This is a genomic window from Bradyrhizobium sp. ORS 111, from assembly GCF_045571485.1.
GTDB lineage: Bacteria > Pseudomonadota > Alphaproteobacteria > Rhizobiales > Xanthobacteraceae > Bradyrhizobium.
In genome coordinates this window covers 3,619,347-3,641,930 of record NZ_CP120701.1, presented here as the reverse complement: position 1 = coordinate 3,641,930, position 22,584 = coordinate 3,619,347, and the positions used below count along the sequence as shown (strand labels likewise).

The 22,584-nt window shown below is 65.4% G+C and carries 22 protein-coding genes; 10 read left to right on the top strand and 12 right to left on the bottom strand.

All coding sequences use genetic code 11. The features are described from left to right. Positions 1–87: 87 nt before the first annotated feature. Genes P6U30_RS16880 through gatC form a run of 4 tightly spaced genes read right to left on the bottom strand, consistent with a single transcriptional unit; the run spans position 88 to position 2,398 of the window. On the bottom strand, positions 88–366 hold the full coding sequence (locus P6U30_RS16880) for a hypothetical protein (RefSeq protein WP_407170047.1): 279 nt from the start codon (positions 364–366) through the stop codon (positions 88–90). Between the two features lie 3 nt (positions 367–369). Further along, positions 370–1,845 (bottom strand): Asp-tRNA(Asn)/Glu-tRNA(Gln) amidotransferase subunit GatA, encoded by a 1,476-nt coding sequence (gatA, locus tag P6U30_RS16875; RefSeq protein WP_407170046.1) that lies wholly within the window; start codon positions 1,843–1,845, stop codon positions 370–372. Continuing rightward, positions 1,842–2,084: a hypothetical protein gene (locus tag P6U30_RS16870; RefSeq protein WP_407152123.1), complete on the bottom strand. Its 243-nt coding sequence runs from the start codon at positions 2,082–2,084 to the stop codon at positions 1,842–1,844. The genes gatA and P6U30_RS16870 overlap by 4 nt, the downstream gene beginning before the upstream one ends. 26 nt (positions 2,085–2,110) lie before the next feature. Then, a complete protein-coding gene (gene gatC, locus P6U30_RS16865; RefSeq protein WP_407170045.1) occupies positions 2,111–2,398 on the bottom strand; it encodes an Asp-tRNA(Asn)/Glu-tRNA(Gln) amidotransferase subunit GatC in 288 nt (95 codons plus the stop codon). A 387-nt stretch (positions 2,399–2,785) separates the two neighbouring features. On the opposite strand from gatC, the gene P6U30_RS16860 reads away from it, so the two are divergent. Further along, positions 2,786–2,956 carry a hypothetical protein gene (locus P6U30_RS16860; protein ID WP_407152121.1) on the top strand — a complete coding sequence of 57 codons (171 nt, stop codon included), beginning with the start codon at positions 2,786–2,788 and terminating at the stop codon, positions 2,954–2,956. Here the strand turns inward: P6U30_RS16860 and P6U30_RS16855 are convergent. Together P6U30_RS16855 and P6U30_RS16850 are read right to left on the bottom strand one after the other, a co-directional pair. Continuing rightward, positions 2,947–4,026, bottom strand: a complete 1,080-nt coding sequence (locus tag P6U30_RS16855) for an NAD(P)H-dependent flavin oxidoreductase (protein ID WP_407170044.1) — start codon at positions 4,024–4,026, stop codon at positions 2,947–2,949. The two genes, P6U30_RS16860 and P6U30_RS16855, sit on opposite strands and share 10 nt — an antisense overlap. A gap of 106 nt (positions 4,027–4,132) precedes the next feature. Beyond that, positions 4,133–5,149, bottom strand: coding sequence for an NAD(P)H-dependent flavin oxidoreductase (locus P6U30_RS16850; protein WP_407170043.1), 1,017 nt, complete (start codon positions 5,147–5,149; stop codon positions 4,133–4,135). A gap of 105 nt (positions 5,150–5,254) precedes the next feature. Here P6U30_RS16850 and P6U30_RS16845 point away from each other — a divergent pair, with 105 nt between their 5' ends. The 4 genes from P6U30_RS16845 (at position 5,255) to P6U30_RS16830 (ending at position 9,074) form a co-directional block, all read left to right on the top strand. Continuing rightward, entirely contained in the window at positions 5,255–6,145 is an 891-nt protein-coding gene (locus P6U30_RS16845; RefSeq protein ID WP_407170042.1) for a LysR substrate-binding domain-containing protein, read from the top strand. 84 nt (positions 6,146–6,229) lie between these two features. Continuing rightward, the gene (gene ruvX / locus P6U30_RS16840; RefSeq protein ID WP_407170468.1) at positions 6,230–6,712 is read left to right on the top strand and encodes a Holliday junction resolvase RuvX; all 483 of its coding nucleotides are present in this window, start codon (positions 6,230–6,232) and stop codon (positions 6,710–6,712) included. A 2-nt stretch (positions 6,713–6,714) separates the two neighbouring features. Beyond that, complete coding sequence (locus P6U30_RS16835; RefSeq protein WP_407170041.1) at positions 6,715–7,641, top strand: AEC family transporter; 927 nt, start codon at positions 6,715–6,717, stop codon at positions 7,639–7,641. A 755-nt stretch (positions 7,642–8,396) separates the two neighbouring features. Further along, positions 8,397–9,074, top strand: a complete 678-nt coding sequence (locus P6U30_RS16830) for an NADPH-dependent F420 reductase (RefSeq protein ID WP_407170040.1) — start codon at positions 8,397–8,399, stop codon at positions 9,072–9,074. 46 nt (positions 9,075–9,120) lie between these two features. Here the strand turns inward: P6U30_RS16830 and P6U30_RS16825 are convergent, their stop codons facing one another. The 5 genes from P6U30_RS16825 to P6U30_RS16805 all read right to left on the bottom strand — a co-directional run bounded on the left by P6U30_RS16825 (position 9,121) and on the right by P6U30_RS16805 (position 15,264). Beyond that, a complete protein-coding gene (locus tag P6U30_RS16825; protein WP_407170039.1) occupies positions 9,121–10,881 on the bottom strand; it encodes an adenylate/guanylate cyclase domain-containing protein in 1,761 nt (586 codons plus the stop codon). Between the two features lie 67 nt (positions 10,882–10,948). Next, the gene (locus P6U30_RS16820; RefSeq protein ID WP_407170467.1) at positions 10,949–11,848 is read right to left on the bottom strand and encodes a class I SAM-dependent methyltransferase; all 900 of its coding nucleotides are present in this window, start codon (positions 11,846–11,848) and stop codon (positions 10,949–10,951) included. Positions 11,849–12,043: 195 nt separating this feature from the next. After that, complete coding sequence (locus P6U30_RS16815; protein WP_407170038.1) at positions 12,044–12,814, bottom strand: CPBP family intramembrane glutamic endopeptidase; 771 nt, start codon at positions 12,812–12,814, stop codon at positions 12,044–12,046. A gap of 10 nt (positions 12,815–12,824) precedes the next feature. Then, positions 12,825–14,468: an acyl-CoA dehydrogenase family protein gene (locus tag P6U30_RS16810; RefSeq protein WP_407170037.1), complete on the bottom strand. Its 1,644-nt coding sequence runs from the start codon at positions 14,466–14,468 to the stop codon at positions 12,825–12,827. 25 nt (positions 14,469–14,493) lie between these two features. Next, the gene (locus P6U30_RS16805; protein WP_407170036.1) at positions 14,494–15,264 is read right to left on the bottom strand and encodes a M15 family metallopeptidase; all 771 of its coding nucleotides are present in this window, start codon (positions 15,262–15,264) and stop codon (positions 14,494–14,496) included. 221 nt (positions 15,265–15,485) lie between these two features. Between P6U30_RS16805 and P6U30_RS16800 the strand changes: the two genes are divergently transcribed. Genes P6U30_RS16800 through plsY form a run of 3 tightly spaced genes read left to right on the top strand, consistent with a single transcriptional unit; the run spans position 15,486 to position 18,381 of the window. Beyond that, positions 15,486–16,439 carry an aspartate carbamoyltransferase catalytic subunit gene (locus P6U30_RS16800; RefSeq protein ID WP_280986079.1) on the top strand — a complete coding sequence of 318 codons (954 nt, stop codon included), beginning with the start codon at positions 15,486–15,488 and terminating at the stop codon, positions 16,437–16,439. A gap of 5 nt (positions 16,440–16,444) precedes the next feature. Beyond that, positions 16,445–17,746 (top strand): dihydroorotase, encoded by a 1,302-nt coding sequence (locus P6U30_RS16795; RefSeq protein WP_407170035.1) that lies wholly within the window; start codon positions 16,445–16,447, stop codon positions 17,744–17,746. A gap of 38 nt (positions 17,747–17,784) precedes the next feature. Then, positions 17,785–18,381, top strand: coding sequence for a glycerol-3-phosphate 1-O-acyltransferase PlsY (gene plsY / locus P6U30_RS16790; protein WP_407170034.1), 597 nt, complete (start codon positions 17,785–17,787; stop codon positions 18,379–18,381). Positions 18,382–18,489: 108 nt separating this feature from the next. Here the strand turns inward: plsY and P6U30_RS16785 are convergent, their stop codons facing one another. Continuing rightward, a complete protein-coding gene (locus tag P6U30_RS16785) occupies positions 18,490–19,728 on the bottom strand; it encodes an amidase (RefSeq protein ID WP_407170033.1) in 1,239 nt (412 codons plus the stop codon). 102 nt (positions 19,729–19,830) lie between these two features. On the opposite strand from P6U30_RS16785, the gene dprA reads away from it, so the two are divergent. Together dprA and P6U30_RS16775 are read left to right on the top strand one after the other, a co-directional pair. Further along, entirely contained in the window at positions 19,831–20,937 is a 1,107-nt protein-coding gene (gene dprA, locus P6U30_RS16780) for a DNA-processing protein DprA (RefSeq protein ID WP_407170032.1), read from the top strand. 225 nt (positions 20,938–21,162) lie between these two features. After that, entirely contained in the window at positions 21,163–22,494 is a 1,332-nt protein-coding gene (locus P6U30_RS16775) for an IS1182 family transposase (protein WP_407168213.1), read from the top strand. Positions 22,495–22,584 lie beyond the last annotated feature (90 nt).

Sequence of the window (22,584 nt, the reverse complement as noted above, 5' to 3'; positions counted from 1 at the left end):
GTTCCAGCAGCGTATCACGGTCAATCTAGGCGGCGGCATGGCGGCCGAGACACGGTTAACGATCGCGGTGCTTCGGCACCGGCACTCTCACAACAGCGCGGAGACGATCCGCTCCCACTCGGCTTCGAGCGCATCCTTCGCCACGGGCCGACCGGCCCGCCGATACCAGTAACCGGCATTGCCGAGATCGCCCTCGACGCGATGCAGATAGGCGTGCACCCAGGCCGAATTGGCGTCGCTCTCGTCCTGGACGATCCGGTGCGCCTGATCCCAATCGCCCTTGGCGGCCCACCACAGTGCGGCGAGCGGCGGTGACAGCGACTTGTCCGGCGCAGCGTCAGCAAGACTGGCCCGGAAATCCGCCATCGCTCACCACCACTTCGCCGGCGTGAAGCGGCCTGCGGCCTGCTCGATCACCTCACCGAGCGAGAACAGCGTCTCCTCGTCGAAGGGACGGCCGATCAATTGCAGGCCGAGCGGCAACCCTTGCGTATCCTTGCCGGCGGGGACGGCGATGCCGGGCAGCCCCGCCATGTTCACGGTCACCGTGAAGATGTCGTTGAGATACATCTCGACCGGATCGGCACCGGCCTTCTCGCCGATCCCGAATGCCGCCGACGGCGTTGCCGGCGTGAGGATCGCGTTCACGCCCTTGGCGAAGCAATCCTCGAAATCCTTCTTGATCAGCGTACGCACCTTTTGCGCGCGCAGATAATAGGCATCGTAATAGCCGGCCGACAGCACATAGGTGCCGATCAGCACGCGGCGGCGCACCTCGGCGCCGAAGCCTTCGGCGCGGGTGCCCTCATACATCTCGGTGACGCCGCGACCCGGCACGCGCAGGCCGTAGCGCACGCCGTCGTAACGCGCGAGGTTCGACGAGGCTTCGGCGGGCGCGACGATGTAATAGGCCGGCAGCGCGTATTTGGTGTGCGGCAGCGACACCTCGACGAGCTCGGCACCGGCCGCCTTCAACCACTTGGCGCCCTCCCTCCAGAGCTTCTCGATCTCGGCCGGCATGCCGTCGAGGCGATACTCCTTCGGGATGCCGATCTTCATGCCCTTCACCGACTTGCCGATCGCGGCCTCGTAATCCGGCACGGCGACGTCGACCGAGGTGGTGTCCTTGGGATCGTGGCCCGCCATCGAGCGCATCAGGATCGCGGCGTCACGGACGCTGCGCGCGATCGGGCCGGCCTGGTCCAGCGAGGATGCGAACGCCACGATGCCCCAGCGCGAGCAGCGGCCATAGGTCGGCTTGATGCCGACGGTCGCGGTGAACGCCGCCGGCTGGCGGATCGAGCCGCCGGTGTCGGTCGCGGTCGCGCCCATGCACAGCAAGGCCGCCACCGCCGAGGCCGAGCCTCCGGACGAGCCGCCCGGCACCAGCGTGGTGTTGGAGCCCTCGCGCCGCCACGGATTGGTGACCGGGCCGAAGCATGAGGTCTCGTTCGACGAGCCCATCGCGAACTCGTCGTTGTTGAGCTTGCCGAGCAGCACCGCGCCGTCGCGCCAGAGCTGCGAGGTCACGGTCGACTCGTAGGGCGGCAGGAAGTTGCCGAGGATCTTCGAGCACGCGGTGGTTCCGATGTCGCGGGTCGCGAACAGGTCCTTGATGCCAAGCGGAATGCCCGCGAGCGGCCCACCCTCGCCCTTCGCGATCTTGTCGTCAGCCGCTTTCGCCATCTCGCGCGCGCGATCCGGCGTTTCCAGCACATAGGCGTTGAGCACGCGCGCAGCTTCCATCGCCGCCAGATGGGCGTCGGTGAGTTCGCGCGCGGTGAAAGACTTGTTCGCGAGGCCCTGGCGGGCCTCGGCGATAGTCAGCGATGTCAAATCGGTCATTTATTGATCGGGCTGCAGAAGAACGGAGACAAGGTCTTGTCGTTGGCGGGATCGTCTTGCCAGGGATTTGTATTTCTCTTGGCATTTTCCTTGGCGCGGGCCGCGTCAAGCGCCTCGAGATGGTCGAGCACGGCGTCCATCGCCTCGTTTGGATCGGCGACCTTCCCCTTCCGCTCCATCGCATCGAGGAAATCCATATAGGCCTTGTAGGCCTTCTCGTCGTCGCAGAGCAGACACATCGGACTGTCGTTCCCGAATTAAAGAGCTACTCGACCACCTTCGGCACCAGGAAGAAGTGGTTCACCGTGTCCGGCGCGTTTCCGACGACCGCATCGGCAATGTCGCCGTCATTGACCACGTCGGCGCGTTTCTTCATCTCCATTGGCGTCACCGAGGTCATCGGCTCGACGCCCTCGACGTTCACTTCCGACAGTTGCTCAACAAAGGCCAGGATCGCGTTCAGCTCGCCCTGGAGATGGGGAACTTCGGCATCGCTGACCGCGATCCGCGCCAGATGCGCGATGCGGCGGACGGTCGTGGCGTCGACGGACATTATATATAGCCCCAGGGCGTAAAGGTCAGGCTGAAAGGTCAGCCCGCCGTATAGCAGAGCCCGGTTTTGCACCGCAACCGCGGCAGCCCCCGGAATCCGCCTCCTAGCCCACGATCAGGCGGAACGTCCTGCCAAATCGGGCATATCCAGCCGTAAGCCCCGCGACGAAACCACTTTGCGGCCCGACGAAGTCGTCCCGAAACATTCGCGGCGCCTACTTCTCGGAAACTGAAGAATGTGGAGCGCGTTATGTCCAAACCAGGAAATACGCCCCGGCCCGAAGGCTGGGACCCAGCGCTTTGGTCGATCGGGACGGTGCTCGGCATCGCGATTGTCTACGTCGCCTGCCTGGTCTGAGTGAGGCAAGAACTGCCATCGAGAACTGCGATGTCCCAGGCAAAGGTTCTGCAGGAAAAGGCCGAGATGTTCGAGCGCCGCGCCGAAAGCGCGACCGACCCGATTTCCCGACGACACTACAAGGAAATGGCCGCGCATTATCGCACGCTCGCCGCCGAGCATCTCGAGATCAAACGCGACGAGTCCGCGCATCAGAGCTGAGACAGCGCACTCATTCGCGTCATCGCAGCGCCAGCCAGCGCGCGCGTCAGTTCGGCGGCCGGCATATCCCGGCCCATCCGTACCGCCTGACCGGCCCACAGATTGGTGAACTCCACCTTCCCCTGCTTTTCGGAAGCCACCTTCAGCGGTCCGAGCGCGGTGGCCGCATGCGGGAACACGGGCGCGTCGGGTGAGATCGGGCCGACCTCGCGCATCACCCGGTTGGCGACGCCGCGCGCCGGACGGCCGGTCATCACGTTGGTGATGACGGTCGATTCGTCGCTCGCCTGCGCCAGCGCCACCCGGGCGGCCGGAATGACCTTGGACTCCGGGCAGCGCAGATAGGCGGTGCCGATCTGCACGCCGGACGCGCCGAGTGCGAACGCCGCCGCGATCCCGCGGCCGTCGGCGATGCCGCCGGCCGCAATCACCGGCACCTTCACCGCGTCGACCACCTGCGGCACCAGTGCAAACGTGCCCGGCTGCTCGGCGATATTGTCCGTGAGGAACATGCCGCGGTGACCGCCCGCCTCGGCGCCCTGCGCGATCACGACATCGGCGCCGTTCTCTTCCAGCCAGATCGCCTCCTTCACCGTCGTGGCCGACGACATCACGACCGCGCCGGTCGTCTTCACACGCTGCAGCAGCTTCGGCTCCGGCAGGCCGAAATGAAAGCTCACGACCTCCGGCTTCAGCTCCTCGACCACCCCACAGAAAGCGTCGTCGAAGGGAGCGCGGTTCGCTGCGTTGACCGGCGCATTCGGATCGAGGCCGTATTCGCCATAGTAAGTCGCGAGCCGCTGCCGCCATCTGGCTTCGCGGGCGGGATCGGCATCGACTGCCCTGTGGCAGAAGAAGTTCATGTTGACCGGCGCGTTGACGCGTTGGCGGATGATGTTGACCTGCTCGCGCGCCTTGTCCGCCGACAGCATCGCTGACGGCAGCGAGCCGAGCCCGCCGCCCTCCGCCACCGCAATCACCAGCTCGGCGTCCATCACGCCCGCCATCGGCGCCAGCACGATCGGGAATTCGGTCTTGAAGAGGTCGATGATACGGCGATCTGGCCACATGGGGTGTCTCATTGCTCGGCTGATGGGTAAGTACCCTCTCCCCTCGTGGGAGAAGGTGACGCCGAAGGCGCCGGGTGAGGGATCTGCCTCCGCGGAAACAGACCCCTCATCCGGCGCGTACTTTGTCCGCGCCACCTTCTCCCACAAGGGGAGAAGGAAGAGAGTTGCGCCGGCCCTGCAGCGACTGCGCGGCCTCGGCGATGATGCGGCCGACGATCTCGGCCGCGGGTGGAATATCATGGATCAGGCCGGCGGACTCGCCGGCAAACACGGCGGCCACATCAAAGTTGCCGGCCGCCTTCGCCTCGGCATATTCGGCGGCAATCTGGTCGGCGCGCTGCATCAGCTCGATCTCGCGGCCGGTCCAGCGCCGCAGATGGTCGTTGGAAAGCGAGCGCGCGGTGAATGGCGACGGCCACATCAGCTTGCGCGACCAGTCGAACACGACGCCGCGCACGGTCTCGCCGCTCCTTGCGGCGCAAATCCGCCGCTTCGCCTCGTCGGCGCCGTCAGCCTCGACGCTCGCATAGAAGCGCGTTCCCATCAGCACGCCCGAAGCGCCGAGCATCAGCATCGCCGCCAGCCCACGCCCGTCCGCAATCCCGCCGGCGGCGACCACCGGCACCCGCCCCGCCGCGAGATCGACGACCGCGGGCACGATATCGATCGTCGTGCGCGACGCGCCGTGTCCACCGGCTTCCGTGCCCTGCGCGATCAGGATGTCGGCGCCGCAGTCGAGCGCCTGCCGCGCCATGTCCTCGCTCTGCACCTGGCAGATCAAAAGCGCGCCCGCCGCCTTGATGCTGGGCGCGAACGGCGCGGGATCGCCGAACGACAGCATCACTGCATGCGGCCGCGCCTCGAGTGCAAGATCGAGCAGCTCGGGACGCTTCGCCAAACTCCAGGTGATGAAGCCGATACCGAACGGACGCGCGAAACCCTTCAGCTTCGCGGTCTCCGCCGCAAGCCGGTCGCGGTCTCCGTAGCCGCCGCCGAGAATGCCGAAGCCGCCGGCTTCGCTCACCGCCCGGACCAGCCGGCTCCCGGCGATCGTGTCCATCGGCGCCAGCAACACCGGATGCTGGATGCCCAATCGCGCGGTCAGTTCGGTGCTGATCGGCATGCGCTCGCTCCCTGTTCTGGACAGCGAGCGTATGCCGGCCTAACATTCTTGAAAAATGAATACGAGAGAACGCTACCATCTCCAGAATGAAACGGAGCGTCGCCAGTGGAACTGACTGATCTGCTCACTTTCTCCGCCGTCGCGCGGCTTGGCGGCATCACGCGCGCCGCTGAGGAGCTCAACACGGTCCAGTCCAACGTCACCCAGCGCATCAAGGCACTGGAGGCCGAGATCGGCACTGCGCTGTTCGAACGGCACAGCCGCGGCATGACGCTGACCGGCGCCGGCCGCAGATTGTTGCCTTACGCCCAACGCATGGCGGCGCTGACACGTGAAGCGATGCTGGCCGCGCGCGACGACGGCGAGCCGAAGGGTCCATTGTCGATCGGCTCGATGGAGACGACAGCCGCCGTGCGGCTGCCTGCGCTGCTGGCCGAATTTCATCGCCGCTTCCCGGCGGTACGCCTGATGTTGCGCACGTCACCGACTGCCGATCTCGTGGCGGCCGTGCTCGACGGTTCGCTCGACGGCGCCTTTGTCGCCGGCCCGATCGAGCACGCCGAGCTCACCGCGACGGCGGCCTTCCGCGAGGAGCTCGTGCTCGTCACCGCGCGGCGCTGGAAGAGCCTGGCCGAACTGCGCGCGGGGACGCCGGAATCCGGGCCGACTGCGCTGGTGTTCCGCACCGGTTGCACCTACCGGCAACGGCTCGAACAGGTCTTCACCGAATTCGGCTGGCCGTCGGCCGCGCGCTTCGAGCTCGGCACGCTCGATGGCATGATCGGCTGCGTCGCCGCCGACATGGGTGTGACCATGCTGCCGCGCGCCGTCGTCGAGCGCGACCACGTGAGAGATGACATCAAAATCCACACCCTCAGCCCGCAGCACGCCCATGTCGAGACGCTGTTCATCCAGCGCCGCACCGCGCACCAGTCCAGCGCGCTGCAGGGACTGGCTGCCTGCCTTGCCGGCGACGACCGCGTGATCGCCGCATAACCACGTCGAGCGCGGCGTTTTCGCATGGACACCACCCTGATGGGGCTTTGCCTCATCGCGCGGGCGCATGCTATGCGCTGGGCCATGCCCGCCCCCATCCTTCCCCTGATCGATGCAGCACCGCACTGGCCCGAGCGCGGCGCGCTGGTTGGCCTCGACCTCGGCACCAAGACCATCGGCGTTGCCGTCTCCGATCCGGATCGGCGGCTCGCGACCGGCGTCGAGACCATTCAGCGCAAGGCCTTCAAGGCCGACGCGGCGCGGCTGCTGGCGATCGCGGCCGAGCGCAACGCGGTCGGCTTCGTGCTGGGCCTGCCGATCAACATGGACGGCAGCGAAGGCCCGCGCGCGCAATCGACCCGGGCCTTTGCCCGTAACCTCGCAGGCCTCACCCCGCTTGCCATTGCGCTGTGGGACGAGCGGCTCTCGACCGCAGCGGTCGAGCGCGAACTGATCGGGATGGATGTCAGCCGCAGCCGACGCGCCGAGGTGATCGACGAGCACGCCGCGATCTTCATCCTGCAGGGCGCGCTGGACCGGCTGTCGAAGCTGCGCCGGGATCGCTGACCATGGCCGTGGTGATCGCAGCGCTGTTGCCGGTGTTTCTGCTGATCGTGCTCGGCTTCGTGCTGAAGCGCACGCTGATGCCAATTGATACGCAGTGGCACGGCCTGGAGCGGCTGACCTATTACGTGCTGTTTCCGGTACTGCTGGTGCAGACGCTGGTGAAGGCGGATTTGACACGGGTGCCGATCGCGGGCGTCGGCGGCGCGCTGCTGTTGTCCGCGCTCGCAATGTCACTGTTGTGTCTTGCGCTGCGCAGGCCCCTTGCCCGCGCCGGCGTCGACGGCCCGGCCTTCACCTCGATCTTCCAGGGCGCGATCCGTTGGCAGACCTATGTCGCGCTGTCGGTGTCAGGCAATCTCTTCGGCAGCGTTGGTCTCGCGCTGGCATCGGTGGCGATGGTCGCGATCATTCCGCTGGTCAACGTCTTCAGCGTCGCGGTGCTGGCGCACTACGCCTCGCCGCAGAAGCAGTCGATGGGCGCGATCATAATGACGGTCGTGAAGAACCCGCTGATCTGGGCCTGCGTGATCGGTCTTGCCATCAACGTGGCGCACATCCCGTTGCCGAAGATCTGGCACGAGGTCGCCAACGCGCTCGGCGGCTCGTCGCTCGCGATCGGCCTGCTCGTGACCGGTGCGGGATTGCATCTGGAAGGCATGTTCCGCCCCAGCCTCGCCGCAAGTGTCGCGCTGGTGCTAAAACTGGTGCTGATGCCAGCGCTTGCGGTCGCACTCGGGTTGTGGTTCGGCCTCGGCGGCTCGAGCCTTGCAATCGTCACCGCCTGTGCCGCAGTGCCGACTTCGCCCTCCGCCTATGTGATGGCCCGCCAGTTGGGCGGCGATGCGCCGCTGCTCGCTCAGATCATCACGCTGCAGACCATCCTGGCCGCGATCACGATGCCGATCGCGATCGCGGCGGTCGGGCTTTAACGGAGTTTGCCGAGGCCTGGTGTCTACTCCTTCAACGCCAGCGTCGAGCAGTACCAGTAGCCTTCAGTGGTTCTCCAACCATACTTCAATGCATTTTCGGTGCACTCATTATAGGTCTTGAAGGGCACGCCGCCGGGCCCAATGTTTCTGCAACCGGTGTACGCATAGGCACCGGCAGACGACGAGCATCCAATCCACGGGCGGTCACCCGACCTCATGCTTGACCCGCTTGGCCATGTTCGAGGCGATGCAGCGTTGCTTGCCACCGCATGTTGCATCAGCCTTTGATGCTTGACGCGTTGAGCTCCTGGGGCGTCGACCTGGATACCAGGAAGCGGACGCGTGGACCGGGCCTGCGATGTTGCGGTTTGTGACCATGCTGCGCCGCTTGAACCGCACAGTGGTACAATCGATAAGGCAGCAACAGCGAAATGCGTGACGAAGAGTGACGAGGCCTTCATAGCTGTGTCCTCCCGAAAGCTGAGATGGAGAATACCATCCTAAAGTGTAGCGTATCACGGATTCAACTTCTCGAAACCTGAATTCGGCCGTGCCGACCTGCCCATCGGCCTAGGCGGCGAGGCGCACCCGCGCGCCCAGATCATCGCGCTGCAAGCGACCCTGGTCGCAATCAGTGCGATCACGATTGCTGCGGTCGGCTTTGGCGCGCATAATCGCGGAATTGTCGCATCGGCTCGAGCACCGGGCGTTCGCGGGCACGACCATTTCCAGCGGAATTATTTCCCCGATCTCGTTTGTCAATTGGCATCAGGAAAAGGGAACATCGTGCCATGAAAATAGCGATCATCGGGACCGGTACTGTCGGGAGCGCCCTCGCCCGCGGACTTCAAAAATCCTCGCACTCGCACACTGTCATTCTTGGGGCGCGCGACATCACCGATAGGGCCACGCAAGACCTTGCCGCCGATGTCGGTGCAGAGCTGGCGTCACCGGCAGAAGCTGCCAAGTCCGCCGAGCTCGTCATTCTGGCGCTGCCATGGGACGTTGCCGAAGCAGCCGTCAAGGCTCTCGGCGACCTTTCCGGCAAGATCGTCATCGATTGCATGAATCCGCTGGCGATGATCGGTGGCGTTCTCGACCTCGCGCTGGGCCATACCACCAGCGGCGGCGAAATCGTGGCCGGCTGGTTGCCGGGTGCGCGCGTGGTGAAGACGCTCAATCAGGTCGGCGCGGAGATCATGGCCGACAATGCCCGCATGCCGCACAGGCCGGTGATGTTCATGGCCGGCGACGACGCACAAGCGAAGGCTGCAGTCGCGACCGTGTTGCGAGATCTGGGTTTCGAGCCGCTCGACGCCGGCGACATTAGGAGGTCGCGTCTGCTCGAGCCGTTCGGAATGGTCTGGATCAACCAGGCGCTGCTGCGGGGGAAAGGCCGGACCTGGGCATTCGCTGCCGTGGACCGGACGTGAGCCGACGCTCTCGCGTTGCGGCTTCCGGTCTCCATACAAGGAGACCTCAATCCGGCAGCCCTGCCCGGCTAAGGCCATTCGCAAACATGGCAAAGTCTTCCGGCCGCCGGAACGGCACCAGACGTTTGAGACTGGAGAGCCGCAAGTCGGGATCGGACTCGAATGCCGGCGAAATGGCTCTTCGTGCTTCGTCAAGTCGTCCCCCGAGCGCTTTGCTGGCGGCGGAGATACAGATACCCAGCAAGAAGCTCGGAAGGTCGCGCGTGGCCTGGTCGGCCAGCGATGACGCCTCGTCATAGCGGCGCGCCAGGAGATGCGCACAAGCGGCTGCCGCGTAAACGCCAAACATCGATGGATCGAGCGGGCTCAAGCGCCGCGCGCGTGCGGCATGGTCAATCGCGAGATCCGGTTCTCCTCTCCACACTCTGAGCCAGGCACTCAGCATCCAGGCTGATGCATAGTTGGGATTGACCGCGAGTCCCTGATCCATGAAGGCTGCAGCATCGTCGAACTTGTGATCGATAAAGGCAAGTGCGTATCCACCCAAGCACATCGCCACCGGGTCATCTCTACCAATAAGCACCGCCGTGCGCGCCAGTCGCGTCGCCTCGTCGCTTTCCCGTGTTGCATCGATCATCCAACCGTGAGCCTTGCGGCGCACATAGCACCATGCCGCCAGACCGTAAGCTGCGGCAAGGCCCGGTTCGAGCTCGATCGCCGTTCTAAAATGCTCGAGCCCCTCGTCATCTCCATCCCTCGTCCACCGATGAATGCACGCGAGCCCGCGCAGATAGCGATCGTATGCGTCCAGATTTTCGATCGGCTTCCGGAGAGCCCGCTTGATCTCGGCATGCTGCAGCTTCGGCGCAATCGCGCCAACAACACTGACCGTCACTCGGTCCTGAAGATCAAACATATCCTCCAGCGTTCCATCGAAGTGATTTGCCCAGAGATGCGCCCCGGTATCCGCGTCAACAAGCTGACTCGAGATGCGAACGCGAGCGTTGGCCTTGCGAACGCTTCCTTCCATGACGTAGCGAACCCCTAACTCGCGGCCGACCTGCTTCACATCCACGGCGCGCCCCCTGTAAGTGAAGCTCGAGTTCCTTGCGATCACAAACAGCCAGCGAAACCGCGATAGCGCCATCGTGATGTCTTCCACGATGCCGTCAGCGAAGTATTCTTGCTCCGGGTCTGTACTGAGATTTTGGAAAGGCAGGACGGCGATGGACGGCTTGTCTGGCAACGCCAAGGCCGGCCTTTGGCGCACTGCGATGCCGCCATCCCTAACTCTGAAAACTCGGACGGGGCGTGCAATGTTCTTTAATCTATGTTCGCCGCCATCATCACAGGCGATATCGAGTTTATCTCGAACGTGTCGGTGAGCATCGTCGGAAAGACAGATACCGCCGGGCTCCGCGACGGCTTCGAGACGCACCGCCACGTTGACAACGTCCCCGAAGATGTCGCCGGCATCCTTGATGATGTCGCCGACATTGATCCCGATCCTGAATTCAATCCGTTGATTTGGCGGCACGGCCGCATTGCGCACCGCCATCCCGCGCTGGACATCGAGGGCGCAACGGACAGCATCGACAACGCTGTCAAACTCGGCCAGCACCCCGTCACCCGTATTCTTGACTATAGTCCCACGATGCGCAGCAATGTTCGGGACAAACACGCCCTGCAGATGCTCCCTGAGTCTGACATGCGTGCCTTCTTCGTCCGCGCCAGTCAGGCGGCTGTAACCGGCTACGTCGGCCGCAAAAACCGCAACGAGCCGTCGCAAGAGGTGTTCGCGAGCCAAGGACCCTCCTCGCCACGAGCCGGCGCAAACGGACCCAAATAGGATTGCCGTGCAGTACTCCCGGATGTTAGCCCCGTTCGGGTTCAACCACCACTGGGTCAAATGCGAACCGGGTCATCAAGCGTCCCCCCGTCGCCGCCCGCACGATATGGGGACCGGGTCCGAGCGTGATGTCTCGCCCCAAGGCGCCGTAGAAGCGCTTGGCGATCTCGGAGGCGCCAAGATCTTCTATTGCCCCAAAGCCCACGCCGCGCAGCAACCCGTGCAGTTCGGCAGGCTCGAAGAGACCGAGCCAAGGCTCACCCCGCGCCGCCGCTCTTTCGGCCGTTGCCATAATGCTGGCGCGGCGCTCGGCGGGGTAGTTCTGAAATGGCTCTGCATAGTCGAAAACTGCGGCAGCTTCCGGCAAGTCGGACATGAACTTGATGGTGGATGAGACTGCATCCTTCGTGAGATATGGCACCACGCCGAGCCATTGGAAAAAAGCCGGTGCGTCTAAATTGAAGCCGGCCCTTGCCAGACCTTTGGCGAGACTTTCTCGTTCAAAATCGATCGGCGCGAAGACAAGCGATGGCGGCTCCGAGAGGCCCGCGGCCCTTATCCGATCGCGCTTCCACATTTGAGTTGCCGGGTAGTCGACTTCAAAGACGCGAAGTCCCAGAGCAGCAAACGGATTTCGCAACGAGAACGTATCCAGGCCCGCCCCCAGCACCACGACCTGGCGCACGCCATTGGCGACGCAACTTGCTATCGTGTCCTCCGAGAACCGGCTTCGTGCGGCGATGAATAAGCGCATAGGCCGCACCGAATCGTCTGTCGCGATTTCATTCAAGGCGGCGGCCGTCTCTTCGTCCAATATCCTCAGCGCAAACTGATCCCTGAAGATCGATCCGCCTTCTAACGTTTGGTGAATGGCGCGATAAGCAGCCGCGCGCCGTGCCGTCTGACTTGGTTGTCCATCGCGCATGACGATCAGCCAATAATGCCGGAAACCAGTTTGTAGCACGCCGGAGCCCAACATGCATGGGCGTCCATTCGTCAGATGCGGGGCTCCTGCATGCCGCGTCGCCGGACGGAAGCGATGCACAAGGTCCCGAGCGGCGTCCCTCCTGACGCAATGAACCGATGGGCCGACGACGGCAGGCGCGGCTTGCCACCCGGCTCAGCCGGTCAACCACCAGGTCTGGATCGTCGCTGCCAGGTTGTTCAGCCCGTGCAGCACGATGGTCAGCCAAACCGAACCGGTGCGAAAGCGCAGATAGCCGAACAGCAGCCCGATCGACAGCACCTCGCAGAGGAAGTACCAGTCATATTGGAGATGCATCATGGTCCAGACCAGCGCTGACAGCAGGATCGCGCCATAGGGGCCGAGACGGGATTCCGACCAACCGCGATACAGCCAGCCGCGCGCGAACAGCTCCTCCCAGATCGGCGCGGCGACCGCGAAGGCGAGGACCAGCAGCCAGAGCGCGCCTTCGGCCTGTGCCGACTTCAGCACATCCCCCATGAAACCGGGCAACACGTTGCGGCCGGCCGCGCGAGATACCATGTCCCAGCCGCCGATCACCACGACGAGCGCGATGACGCTGACGACGACATTGCGCCACGACGTCCAGCGCAATCCGAGATAGTCGGCGAACGAGATCCGCGTGGGACGGATCGCGACCCATAGCGCCAGCAGCACCATCGGCAGGCCTGCCATCACCGAGAGCGCAATCGTTACGCCGTCGGCAACGACATGGGTGATGCCCGTCGCGGACAGCGGACCACCCTGCTTGATCACATAATAGATGATCACGGCGAGTTGGCCGAGGAACATCGCGGCGAAGATCACCAGCCCCCAGAGCGCCGTGCCCCAGAATTTCCAGACCCGTGGCGGGCGTGCCGGCGGCTCGATCGCAGCAGGCGGCAGTTCGGGATTGATTGCGTCCATCAGCGGGCTTTCATGGCAGTGCGCGCGCGAGCAGCGCGCGCTGGTCCTGGTCGGACAGATCGACCGCACCGTACATGCCGGGATGGTTTCCAGCGAGCCGCGTGGCCGCGAACAGGTCGGCATGGTCAGGCGCGATCTGGTTCAGCGCCGCGGTCGCCGCAAGCAGCGCGAGCTTCTCGACCGCAAGCCGCGCCACGCGCTCGCTGTCGGCCCGGCGGAACGTCTTGCCGACCAACGCGACCGTTTCAGCAGCGCCGGGCAGGCCCTTGGTGTCGTCGGCCAGCGCGCGCAGCACCGCCAGCGCGGCATCGGCCTCGCGGCCAAGGGCGCGCAGCACGTCGAGGCACATCACATTGCCGGACCCTTCCCAGATCGCGTTGACCGGCGCCTCCCGGTAGTGACGCGCGAGGATCCCTTCCTCGACATAGCCATTGCCGCCGAGGCACTCCATCGCCTCGTAGAGGAACGCAGGCGCGCTCTTGCATATCCAGTATTTGATCGCGGGCGTCAGCAGCCGCATATAGGCGGCCTCGCCCGCATCGCCGGGTGCGCGATCGAAGGCGCGGCAGAGCCGCATCACCAGCGCGACCGAGGCCTCGACATGCAGCGCCATGTCCGACAGTACCGCCTGCATCAACGGCTGATCGGCGAGATGCTTCTGGAACACGCTGCGGTGCCGGGCATGATGCAGCGCATGCGCAAGCCCCGAGCGCATCAGGCCCGCGGACGCAATCGCGCAGTCCTGCCTCGTCAATTGCACCATCTGGATGATGGTGCGGATGCCCTTGCCCTCCTCGCCGATCAGCTCGGCATGGGCGCCGTGGAATTCCACTTCCGACGACGCATTGGAGCGGTTGCCGAGCTTGTCCTTCAACCGCTGGAAGTGGATCACGTTGACCGAGCCGTCGGGCGCGAAGCGCGGCATGAAGAAGCAGCTCAAGCCGTCCTTGGCCTGCGCCAGCACCAGGAACGCGTCGCACATCGGCGCCGACATGAACCATTTGTGACCGGTGATGCGGTAGGTATTGCCGTCGCGTTCCGCCCGCGTCGTGTTGGCGCGCACGTCGGTGCCGCCCTGCTTCTCGGTCATGCCCATGCCGAGCGTCATGCCGCGCTTGGTCCACCACGGCGCAAAGCTCGGATCGTAGGAGTGCGTGCCGATCACCGGCATGGTCTTCGCCAGAATCTCCGGCTGCGCGGCGAGCGCCGCGACCGAGGCGCGCGTCATCGTGATCGGGCAGAGATGGCCGGTCTCAACCTGAGAGGCGATGTAGAACTTCGCCGCGCGCACCACCTCGGCCGCCCCGCCGGCCGGCTTGCCCTGGGCGGTCCAGGTCGAATTGTGCACGCCGGCATGCGCCGAGTGCGCCATCAGCTCGTGATAGGCCGGATGAAACTCGACCGTGTCGCGGCGATTGCCCCTGGAATCGAACAGGCGGAGTTTTGGCGTGTTCTCGTTGGCGAGGCGCCCGCGCTCCGCCATCGCGGCGGAACCCCAATGCTTGCCGAAGTCCGATAGCTCCGCGGTAGCCACCGCCCCGCCATTGGCCGCGACCGCCGCGGCCAGCGGCGCATCGACCGTGAACAAGTCGATATCCTCGAACGGCGGCGACTGGTTCAACACTTCGTGGGTGGCAAATGAAGCCTGCGTCATGGGCGTGTCTCGAACCTGTCAGGACTCAATTGCGGCGCGAAGGTATCGGGAAATCATAGGCTTGTCCGCCCGCCCGCGGCAGCGAAAAGTGCCACCATTCCTTCGAATAGTTCACAAATCCCTGCCTCGTCATCGCCGCCAGCAGCATGTTCCGCCAGCGCCGCTGCTCCGGCGTGATCGAGCTTGCCGCGGTGTGACCCTTTGCATCGGAGCAGTCATAGCCGGTGCCCATGTCGGCGCTTCCTTCCGGCGCCCGCGCCGCCACCGGAGCGGTGCAGTCGGCGTAGTTGCGCGCGGGATCGAATTTGCCGGAATTGTCGGCGGCGAGATCGACCAAAGTGAGATCGAGGGCAGCTCCGGTGGAGTGCCCCGAATGGGTCGCGATATAGCCGAGGCGGAACAGGTCGGCCTTGGAGACGGCCGGATAGTAGCGCCGCTCGGCCGCGGTTTCCCTGCCGCTCCTCGACCACGCCACCATGTCGGCGACCGCGCGGGCCGGCCGGTAGCAGTCGAACATCTTGAGCGAGAGTTTTTGCCGCGCGAGTTCCTGCTGCACCGCCTTGAGGCGAAGCCCAACCTCCCGCTTCACCACGCATTCACCAGCGCCATAGCCCACGATCGGCCGACCCATGAAGTTGTTCGAGGTGGCGTAGCGGATGTCCTGGATGATCGACGGATCGATGTCGCGAAGGAACACGAAGCCGCCGGGCAGTCCCTGTGCGATGGCGGGCGAAACCCAGGTCACGACGGCAGCGGCAATCACGACAATTTTCACGACTTCTCGCTCCACCCTCATGACCAGGACGGCTTTGCCTCAGCTCGCCCTTCGTCCCGGCCATTCACCTCTCTGTTCCCGAAAAACAAGCAAAAGCAAGACGGGTTTGGCTGGAGCAGCGCCCGCCATGGCAGGCCGAGCCAGGCGCCGATCGATCTCCTCATCCTGCAGATGGGGATAACTTCCGTCACCCCTCTTCGCGCTTGCCCCTCGGGCCATCCGCGCCTATAGCTCTGGCTTTAATGACCCCATCATTGAAATCGACTTTCGTCCTCGGTCACCGGCATCTGCTGGGCATCGAGGGCCTTTCCGCTGACGACATCACGGGCCTGCTCGACCTCTCCGAGGAGTATGTCGAGCTCAACCGCCAGGTCGACAAGAAGCGCGCCAGCTTGCGCGGCCGCACCCAGGTGAACCTGTTCTTCGAGGCCTCGACGCGGACCCAGTCCTCGTTCGAGATCGCCGGAAAGCGGCTTGGCGCCGACGTCATGAACATGTCGGTCTCGTCGATGTCGACCCGCAAGGGCGAGACCCTGATGGACACGGCGGTGACGCTCAACGCGATGCACCCTGACATCCTGGTGGTGCGCCACCATGCCTCCGGCGCGGTCGAACTGCTGGCGCGCAAGGTTGACGGCTCCGTGATCAATGCCGGCGACGGCAGCCATGAGCATCCGACCCAGGCGCTGCTCGACGCGCTGACCATCCGCCGCAACAAGGGCCGGATCGAGGGGCTGGTGATTGCGATCTGTGGCGACGTGCTGCACTCGCGCGTGGCGCGCTCCAACATCCTGCTGCTCAACACCATGGGCGCCCGCGTCCGGGTGGTCGGCCCCTCCACGCTCTTGCCGCCGGGCATCGAGCGGATGGGCGTCGAGGTCGCGCGCGACATGCGCGAGGGCCTCAATGGCGCCGACATCGTGATGATGCTGCGGCTGCAGCGCGAGCGCATGAACGGCTCCTTCGTGCCGTCGTCGGGCGAATACTTCCACTATTTCGGCCTCGACCAGAAAAAGCTCGGCTACGCCAAGCCCGACGCGCTGGTGATGCATCCCGGGCCGATGAACCGCGGCGTCGAGATCGACACCTTCGTCGCCGACGGCGCGCAGTCGCTGATCCGCGAACAAGTCGAAATGGGAGTGGCAGTCCGCATGGCGGTGCTGGAAGCACTCGCCCGCAACCTGCCGAACGCGTGAGAGCTATGCTGACCGATCGCCGCCCTGTCCTGCTCGCCAACGCCCGCGTCATCGATCCATCGCGGGATTTCGACGGCCCCGGCGACGTGCTGATCGCCGACGGCGTGATCCGCGACGCCAAGCGCGGCATCGGCGCTGCCGGCGTCCCCGAAGGCACCGACATCGTCAACTGCGCCGGCAAGATCGTGGCGCCCGGCCTGATCGACATGCGCGCCTTCGTCGGCGAGCCCGGCGCGAGCCACCGCGAGACCTTCGCTTCGGCAAGCCAGGCCGCCGCTGCCGGCGGGATCACCACCATCATCTGCCAGCCCGATACCTCGCCGGTGATCGACAATTCGGCGACCGTCGATTTCGTGCTGCGCCGCGCCCGCGACACCGCGATCGTCAACATTCACCCGATGGCGGCGCTGACCAAGGGCCTGCAGGGCCAGGAGATGACCGAGATCGGCTTGTTGAAGGCCGCCGGCGCCGTCGCCTTCACCGACGGCGACAAGAGCGTCACCAACGCACAGGTGATGCGCCGCGCGCTGACCTATGCGCGCGATTTCGACGCGCTGATCGTGCATCACACCGAGGATCCGGACCTCGTCGGTGAAGGCGTGATGAACGAGGGCGAATTCGGAACACGGCTCGGGCTCATGGGCATTCCGACCGCCGCGGAGTCGATCATGCTCGAGCGCGACATGCGGCTCGCAGGCCTGACCGGCGGCCGCTATCACGCGGCCTCGCTGACCTCGATGGAGTCGCTCGAGATCCTCAAGCGTGCCCGCGACAACGGGCTCGATGTCTCGGCCTCGGTCTCGATCAACCATGTGACCCTGAACGAGAACGATATCGGCCCCTACCGCACCTTCCTGAAGCTGTCGCCGCCGCTGCGCACCGAGGACGACCGCAAGGCGCTGGTGGCCGCGCTCGCCTCCGGGCTGATCGATGTCGTGATGAGCGACCACAATCCGCAGGACGTCGAGGTCAAGCGATTGCCGTTCGCCGAAGCCGCGAGCGGCGCGGTCGGGCTGCAGACCATGCTGCCGGCCGCCTTGCGGCTGATCCACAATGGCGAGATGGACTTCAAGACCCTGATCCGGGCGATGTCGACCCGGCCGGCGGAACTGCTCGGCCTGCCCGGCGGCACGCTGCGCGCCGGCGCGCCGGCCGACGTCATCGTGATCGACGCCGACACGCCCTGGGTACTCGATCGCGACGACCTCAAGTCGCTGTGCAAGAACACACCGTTCGACGACGCCCGGTTCTCGGGCCGCGTGATGCGGACCATTGTCGGCGGGCGCACGGTGTACGAACATGTCTGAGCCGTGTCAGAATGTCCGGCACGATCGGAGCCACAGCCATGTCGGGTGACGGATTCCTCATTGTCGCGTTGCTGATCGGCTACCTGTTCGGGTCGATCCCGTTCGGCATGATCCTGACCAGGCTCGCCGGCACGCAGGACCTGCGCTCGATCGGCTCGGGCAATATCGGCGCCACCAACGTGCTGCGCACCGGCCGCAAGGGCCTCGCGGCGGCAACCCTGATCGGCGACATGCTCAAGGGCACGGTCGCAGTCATCATCGCGGGCTACTATGGCGGCGCGGATGCGGCGATGCTCGCCGCGCTCGGCGCATTCCTCGGCCACTTGTTCCCGGTCTGGCTCGGCTTCAAGGGCGGCAAGGGCGTCGCGACCTATATCGGCGTGCTGCTCGGCCTGTTCTGGCCGGCCGCGCTGATTTTCGCCGTGATCTGGCTCGCCACTGCCTTCACCAGCCGCTACTCGTCGCTCTCGGCGCTGGTCGCGGCCTTTGTGACCCCGATCTTCCTGTGGTGGTTCGGCCACAACGCCCTCGCCTCGCTGTTCGCCGTGCTGACGCTCTTGCTGTTCTACATGCACCGCGAGAACATCAAGCGCCTGCAGGCCGGCACCGAAGGCAAGATCGGCGAGAAGAGGTGACGCTTCCGGATTCGCGCGTCTTCGCCGGACCCGGTATCTCGAGATCCTCAGGCGCGCAGTTGCGCGCCATAGTTCGCCTCTTCGAGGCGCCCCGGAATCACTTGCGAACTACCTCTTCAGCGCGTCCTCGACAAAACTCGCCGCCGCCAGCGCCCGCGCGTCCGCACCGAACGGCGCGATGACGGTGACGCCGACCGGCAATCCGCCCTCGGCCACCTGCGCCGGCACGTTGACGCAGGGCATGCCCATCAACGTCCACAACCGGTTGTAACGGGGATCGCCGGTCGACGATAACCCCTTGGGCGCGGCGCCCGGCGCTGACAGTGTCAGCAGCACGTCGACTTCATCGAAAACAGCAGCCAGCGCCTGGCGTGCGCGCAAGGCAACGTCCATCGCCGCGTCGTAGTCGCGGGCGGTGATGCCCCTGCTCTCGTCGAGCCGGCCGCGCAAGATTGGCGGCATCGCGTCGTAGTTCAGCCGATACTCCCAGGCGAGCGCCTGATGCGCCTCGAAATCCTGCACCACGGGATGGATGCGCCAGGCCTCCGCCACAATCTCGGGCATTGCAAGCTCGCGCACCGCGGCGCCGGCCCGCTCAGCGGCACGCGATGCCGTCTGCAATGCCGCCGCGCCCGACGGCTCCGGTGCGCCGGCAAAGGCCTGTGTCACCACGCCGATCCGCGGCGCCGTTACCGCGTCCGGCACCACCAGGTCCGGCCGGTTGGTCATCGCCGCCAGCCCGCGCGCGACGTCGCGGACGCCGGACGCAAACAGCCCGACGGTATCGAGCGTCCAGGAGAAGCACTTCACGCCGACGGTCGGCAGCAGCCGATAGCTCGGCTTGATCGCGGCGACACCGCAGAACGAGGCCGGCCGGATCACCGAGCCGCCGGTCTGCGTTCCCAGCGCCAGCGGAATCATCCCCGCGGCGACCGCTGCCGCCGAACCTGACGACGATCCGCCGGGCGTGTGCGCATGATTGTGCGGGTTGAGCGTCGCGGTCGGATCGGTTGCCGCAAACGCCGTCGTCGTGGTCTTGCCGATGATGGTCGCGCCGGCCTGCTTGAGTGCCATCACGACCGGTGCGTCCGCGCGCGAGTGATGCCCGCGGTAGATTTGCGAGCCCATCTCGGTCGGGAAATCGGCGGTATCGATGATGTCCTTGATGCCGACCGCGACGCCGCGCAGCGGCCCGGCGGTTTGCGCTGGGGCGTTCTCGTCGTGCCGGACGAAGGCGCCGATGGTCTTGTCGTCCACGCGGATCGCATCCAGCGATCGGCCGACGGCAGCCTCCGGCGACAGCGCGCCCTGTTCGATCCGCTGTTGGAGATCGGCGAGTGAGATCATGGCGGGCTCCCCTGCTGTCGGCCGTTGTACCTAGCGCGTTGCGCAAGGTGTGCCAATGAGGCCGTTGATCACAATCCCCTCTTGGGCGAAGCTGGATTCCCCATGCACGACCGTCCACACAAGCTCTCCGATACCGAACGGCTCAATCGCCTCAGGCTGATCCGCTCCGACAACGTCGGTCCACGCACGTTTGCATCCCTGCTTCGCCATTTCGGCGATGCGGCGAGCGCGCTGGAGCGTCTGCCCGATCTTGCGCGCCGCGGCGGCGCATCGGGTGCAGGGCGCATCTGCAGCGAGGCCGACGCGGCCGCCGAGCTCGCCGCCTGCCAGAAGTTCGGCATCGATCTGGTCGCGCCCGGCGAAGCGCACTATCCGTCGCGGCTCGCCACCATCGACGACGCCCCACCGCTGCTCGGCGTGCGCGGCGCGCTTGACGTGCTGACGCGGCCAATGATCGGGATCGTCGGTTCGCGCAATGCCTCAGGCGCCGGACTGAAGTTCGCAGGCACCCTGGCCCGCGAGCTCGGGGACGCCGGCTTTGCCGTGATTTCCGGCCTCGCCCGCGGCATCGACCAGGCGGCCCATCGCGCCACGATCGCGAGCGGAACGGTCGCCGTGCTGGCCGGCGGCCATGACCGGATCTATCCGCCGGAGCATAACGACCTGCTTGCCGCGCTGCTCGATCAGGGCGCCGCGATCTCCGAGATGCCGCTCGGCCATGTGCCGCGGGCGCGCGACTTCCCGCGTCGCAACCGGCTGATCTCGGGCGCCTCGCTCGGCGTCGTCATCGTCGAGGCCGCACATCGCTCGGGCTCGCTGATCACCGCGCGGATGGCCGCCGAACAAGGCCGCGAAGTGTTTGCCGTGCCGGGCTCGCCGATCGATCCGCGCGCCGCCGGCACCAATGATCTGATCAAGCAAGGCGCGACGCTGGTCACCGAAGCCGCCGACATCATCAATGCCGTCACCCCGATCATGGAGCGGCCGGTGATGCTCGGCGTGCGCGAGGACGACGAACCGCTCGATTTCGCCACCGACGCCTCCGATCGCGCCCGCATCGTGGGTCTATTGGGGCCGAGCCCGATCAGCCTCGACGACCTGATCCGGATGGCCGACATGCCGCCTGCGATCGTCCGCGCAGTGCTGCTCGAACTCGAGCTCGCCGGCAAGCTCGAACGCCACGGCGGCGGCCTGGTGTCGATGATTTAGACGTCGCACGCCTTGCAAGTGCTCCGTCATCCTGAGGAGGCCGCGTAGCGGTCGTCTCGAAGGATGCACGGCCCCGCAGCTTCAGCGTCGAGAAAGCCGGGCCGTCGACCCTTCGAGACGCGCGCAAGAGCGCGCTCCTCAGAGCCTGTGAATCTTTGTGCAGATTTTGATTGAGTTTGCACGCTTGCAGTGATTCCTGATTGTGGACACTGGAGAGGTGCAACGATGTCCGGCGATGAACTCTTTTCGGATCTTCCGCGGCAGACACGAGCACGTGCGAACGATGCGGGCGACCCGCGGATGCGAGAGCCGGTGCGCGATCAGATCGAACTTCGGGCGGTCGATCTGGAGGCATTGGTGGCTGCCGACCACCCGGTGCGGGTGATCTGGGCCTACGTTGAGAAACTTGATCTGCAGGAGCTTGAAGAGGCGATCAGAGCCCGCACCCACACGCCGGGACAGGCGCCGGCGAGCCCGCGGCTTTTGCTGGCGCTATGGCTTTATGCGACGAGCGAGGGCGTTGGCAGCGCGCGGGCGCTGGCGCGGTTATGTGAGAGCCACGACGTCTATCGGTGGCTGTGCGGCGGGGTCAGCGTCAACTATCACGGCTTGGCCGACTTCCGCACGGCGCATCCGGAGCTTCTGGATCGGCTGTTGAGCGACACTGTCGCCAGCCTGTCGGTGGCCGGGGTCATCGACCTGGATGAGGTGGCACAGGACGGGGTCCGGGTGCGTGCGTCGGCTGGGACCAAATCGTTCCGTCGCCGCAAGAAGCTTCACAAAGAGCTGCGCAAGGCGCAACGGCTGATCCGCCAGTTGAAGGAAGAAGCCACTGACGATCCGCAAGCCAGCAACCGGCGGATCGTTGCGGCCGAGGAACGGGCCGCACGTGAACGCGAGGCGCGTGTGGCCTCGGCGCTGAAGAAGCTGGCCGAGATCGAGGCCGAGCGCGAACGGCGCAGCACGACCAACAAGAAGCAGGTCGAGAAGCAGAAGGAACCGCGCGCCTCCACCACTGATCCCGATGCTCGCGTCATGAAGATGGCCGATGGTGGCTTCCGTCCCGCCTACAATTGCCAGCTCTCCACTGCCGCCGGTGGTCAGATCGTGCTCGTCACCGACGTCACAACGGTCGGTTCCGACCGCGGCCTGGCCCGGCCGATGCTGGACAAGATCAACCGCCGCTATGGCCGATGGCCGAAGCGCCATCTGGTCGATGGCGGCTTCAACAAGAATGACGATACCGAGTGGGCGGCTGGCCGCGGGATCAAAATCTACGGGCCACCTTCACGCAGCAAGCATCGGCGCGATCCCTATCAGCCGAGCGACAGGGATGGACCGGGTGTCGCCGCCTGGCGCGTCCGCATGAGAAGCCCGCACGGCAAGTCAGTCTACAGGCGTCGCGTCCAGGCAGAGTGCATCAACGCCCGCTTCCGCAACTGGGGCCTGCAGCGGTTTATGGTCCGCGGCCTCGAAAAGGTCCAAACGGTGCTGCGCTGGTTCGCCCTCACCAACAACATCCTGGCCGGACACCGCCTGCTGCAGGCCGCCGCCTAATCAAACAATCACCGCTAGCCTCTGCCCGCCGCAGTCCCTCTCCGCTAAAGCTGCCAACCTTCAATTAGATTCACAGCCTCTCAGGGTGAC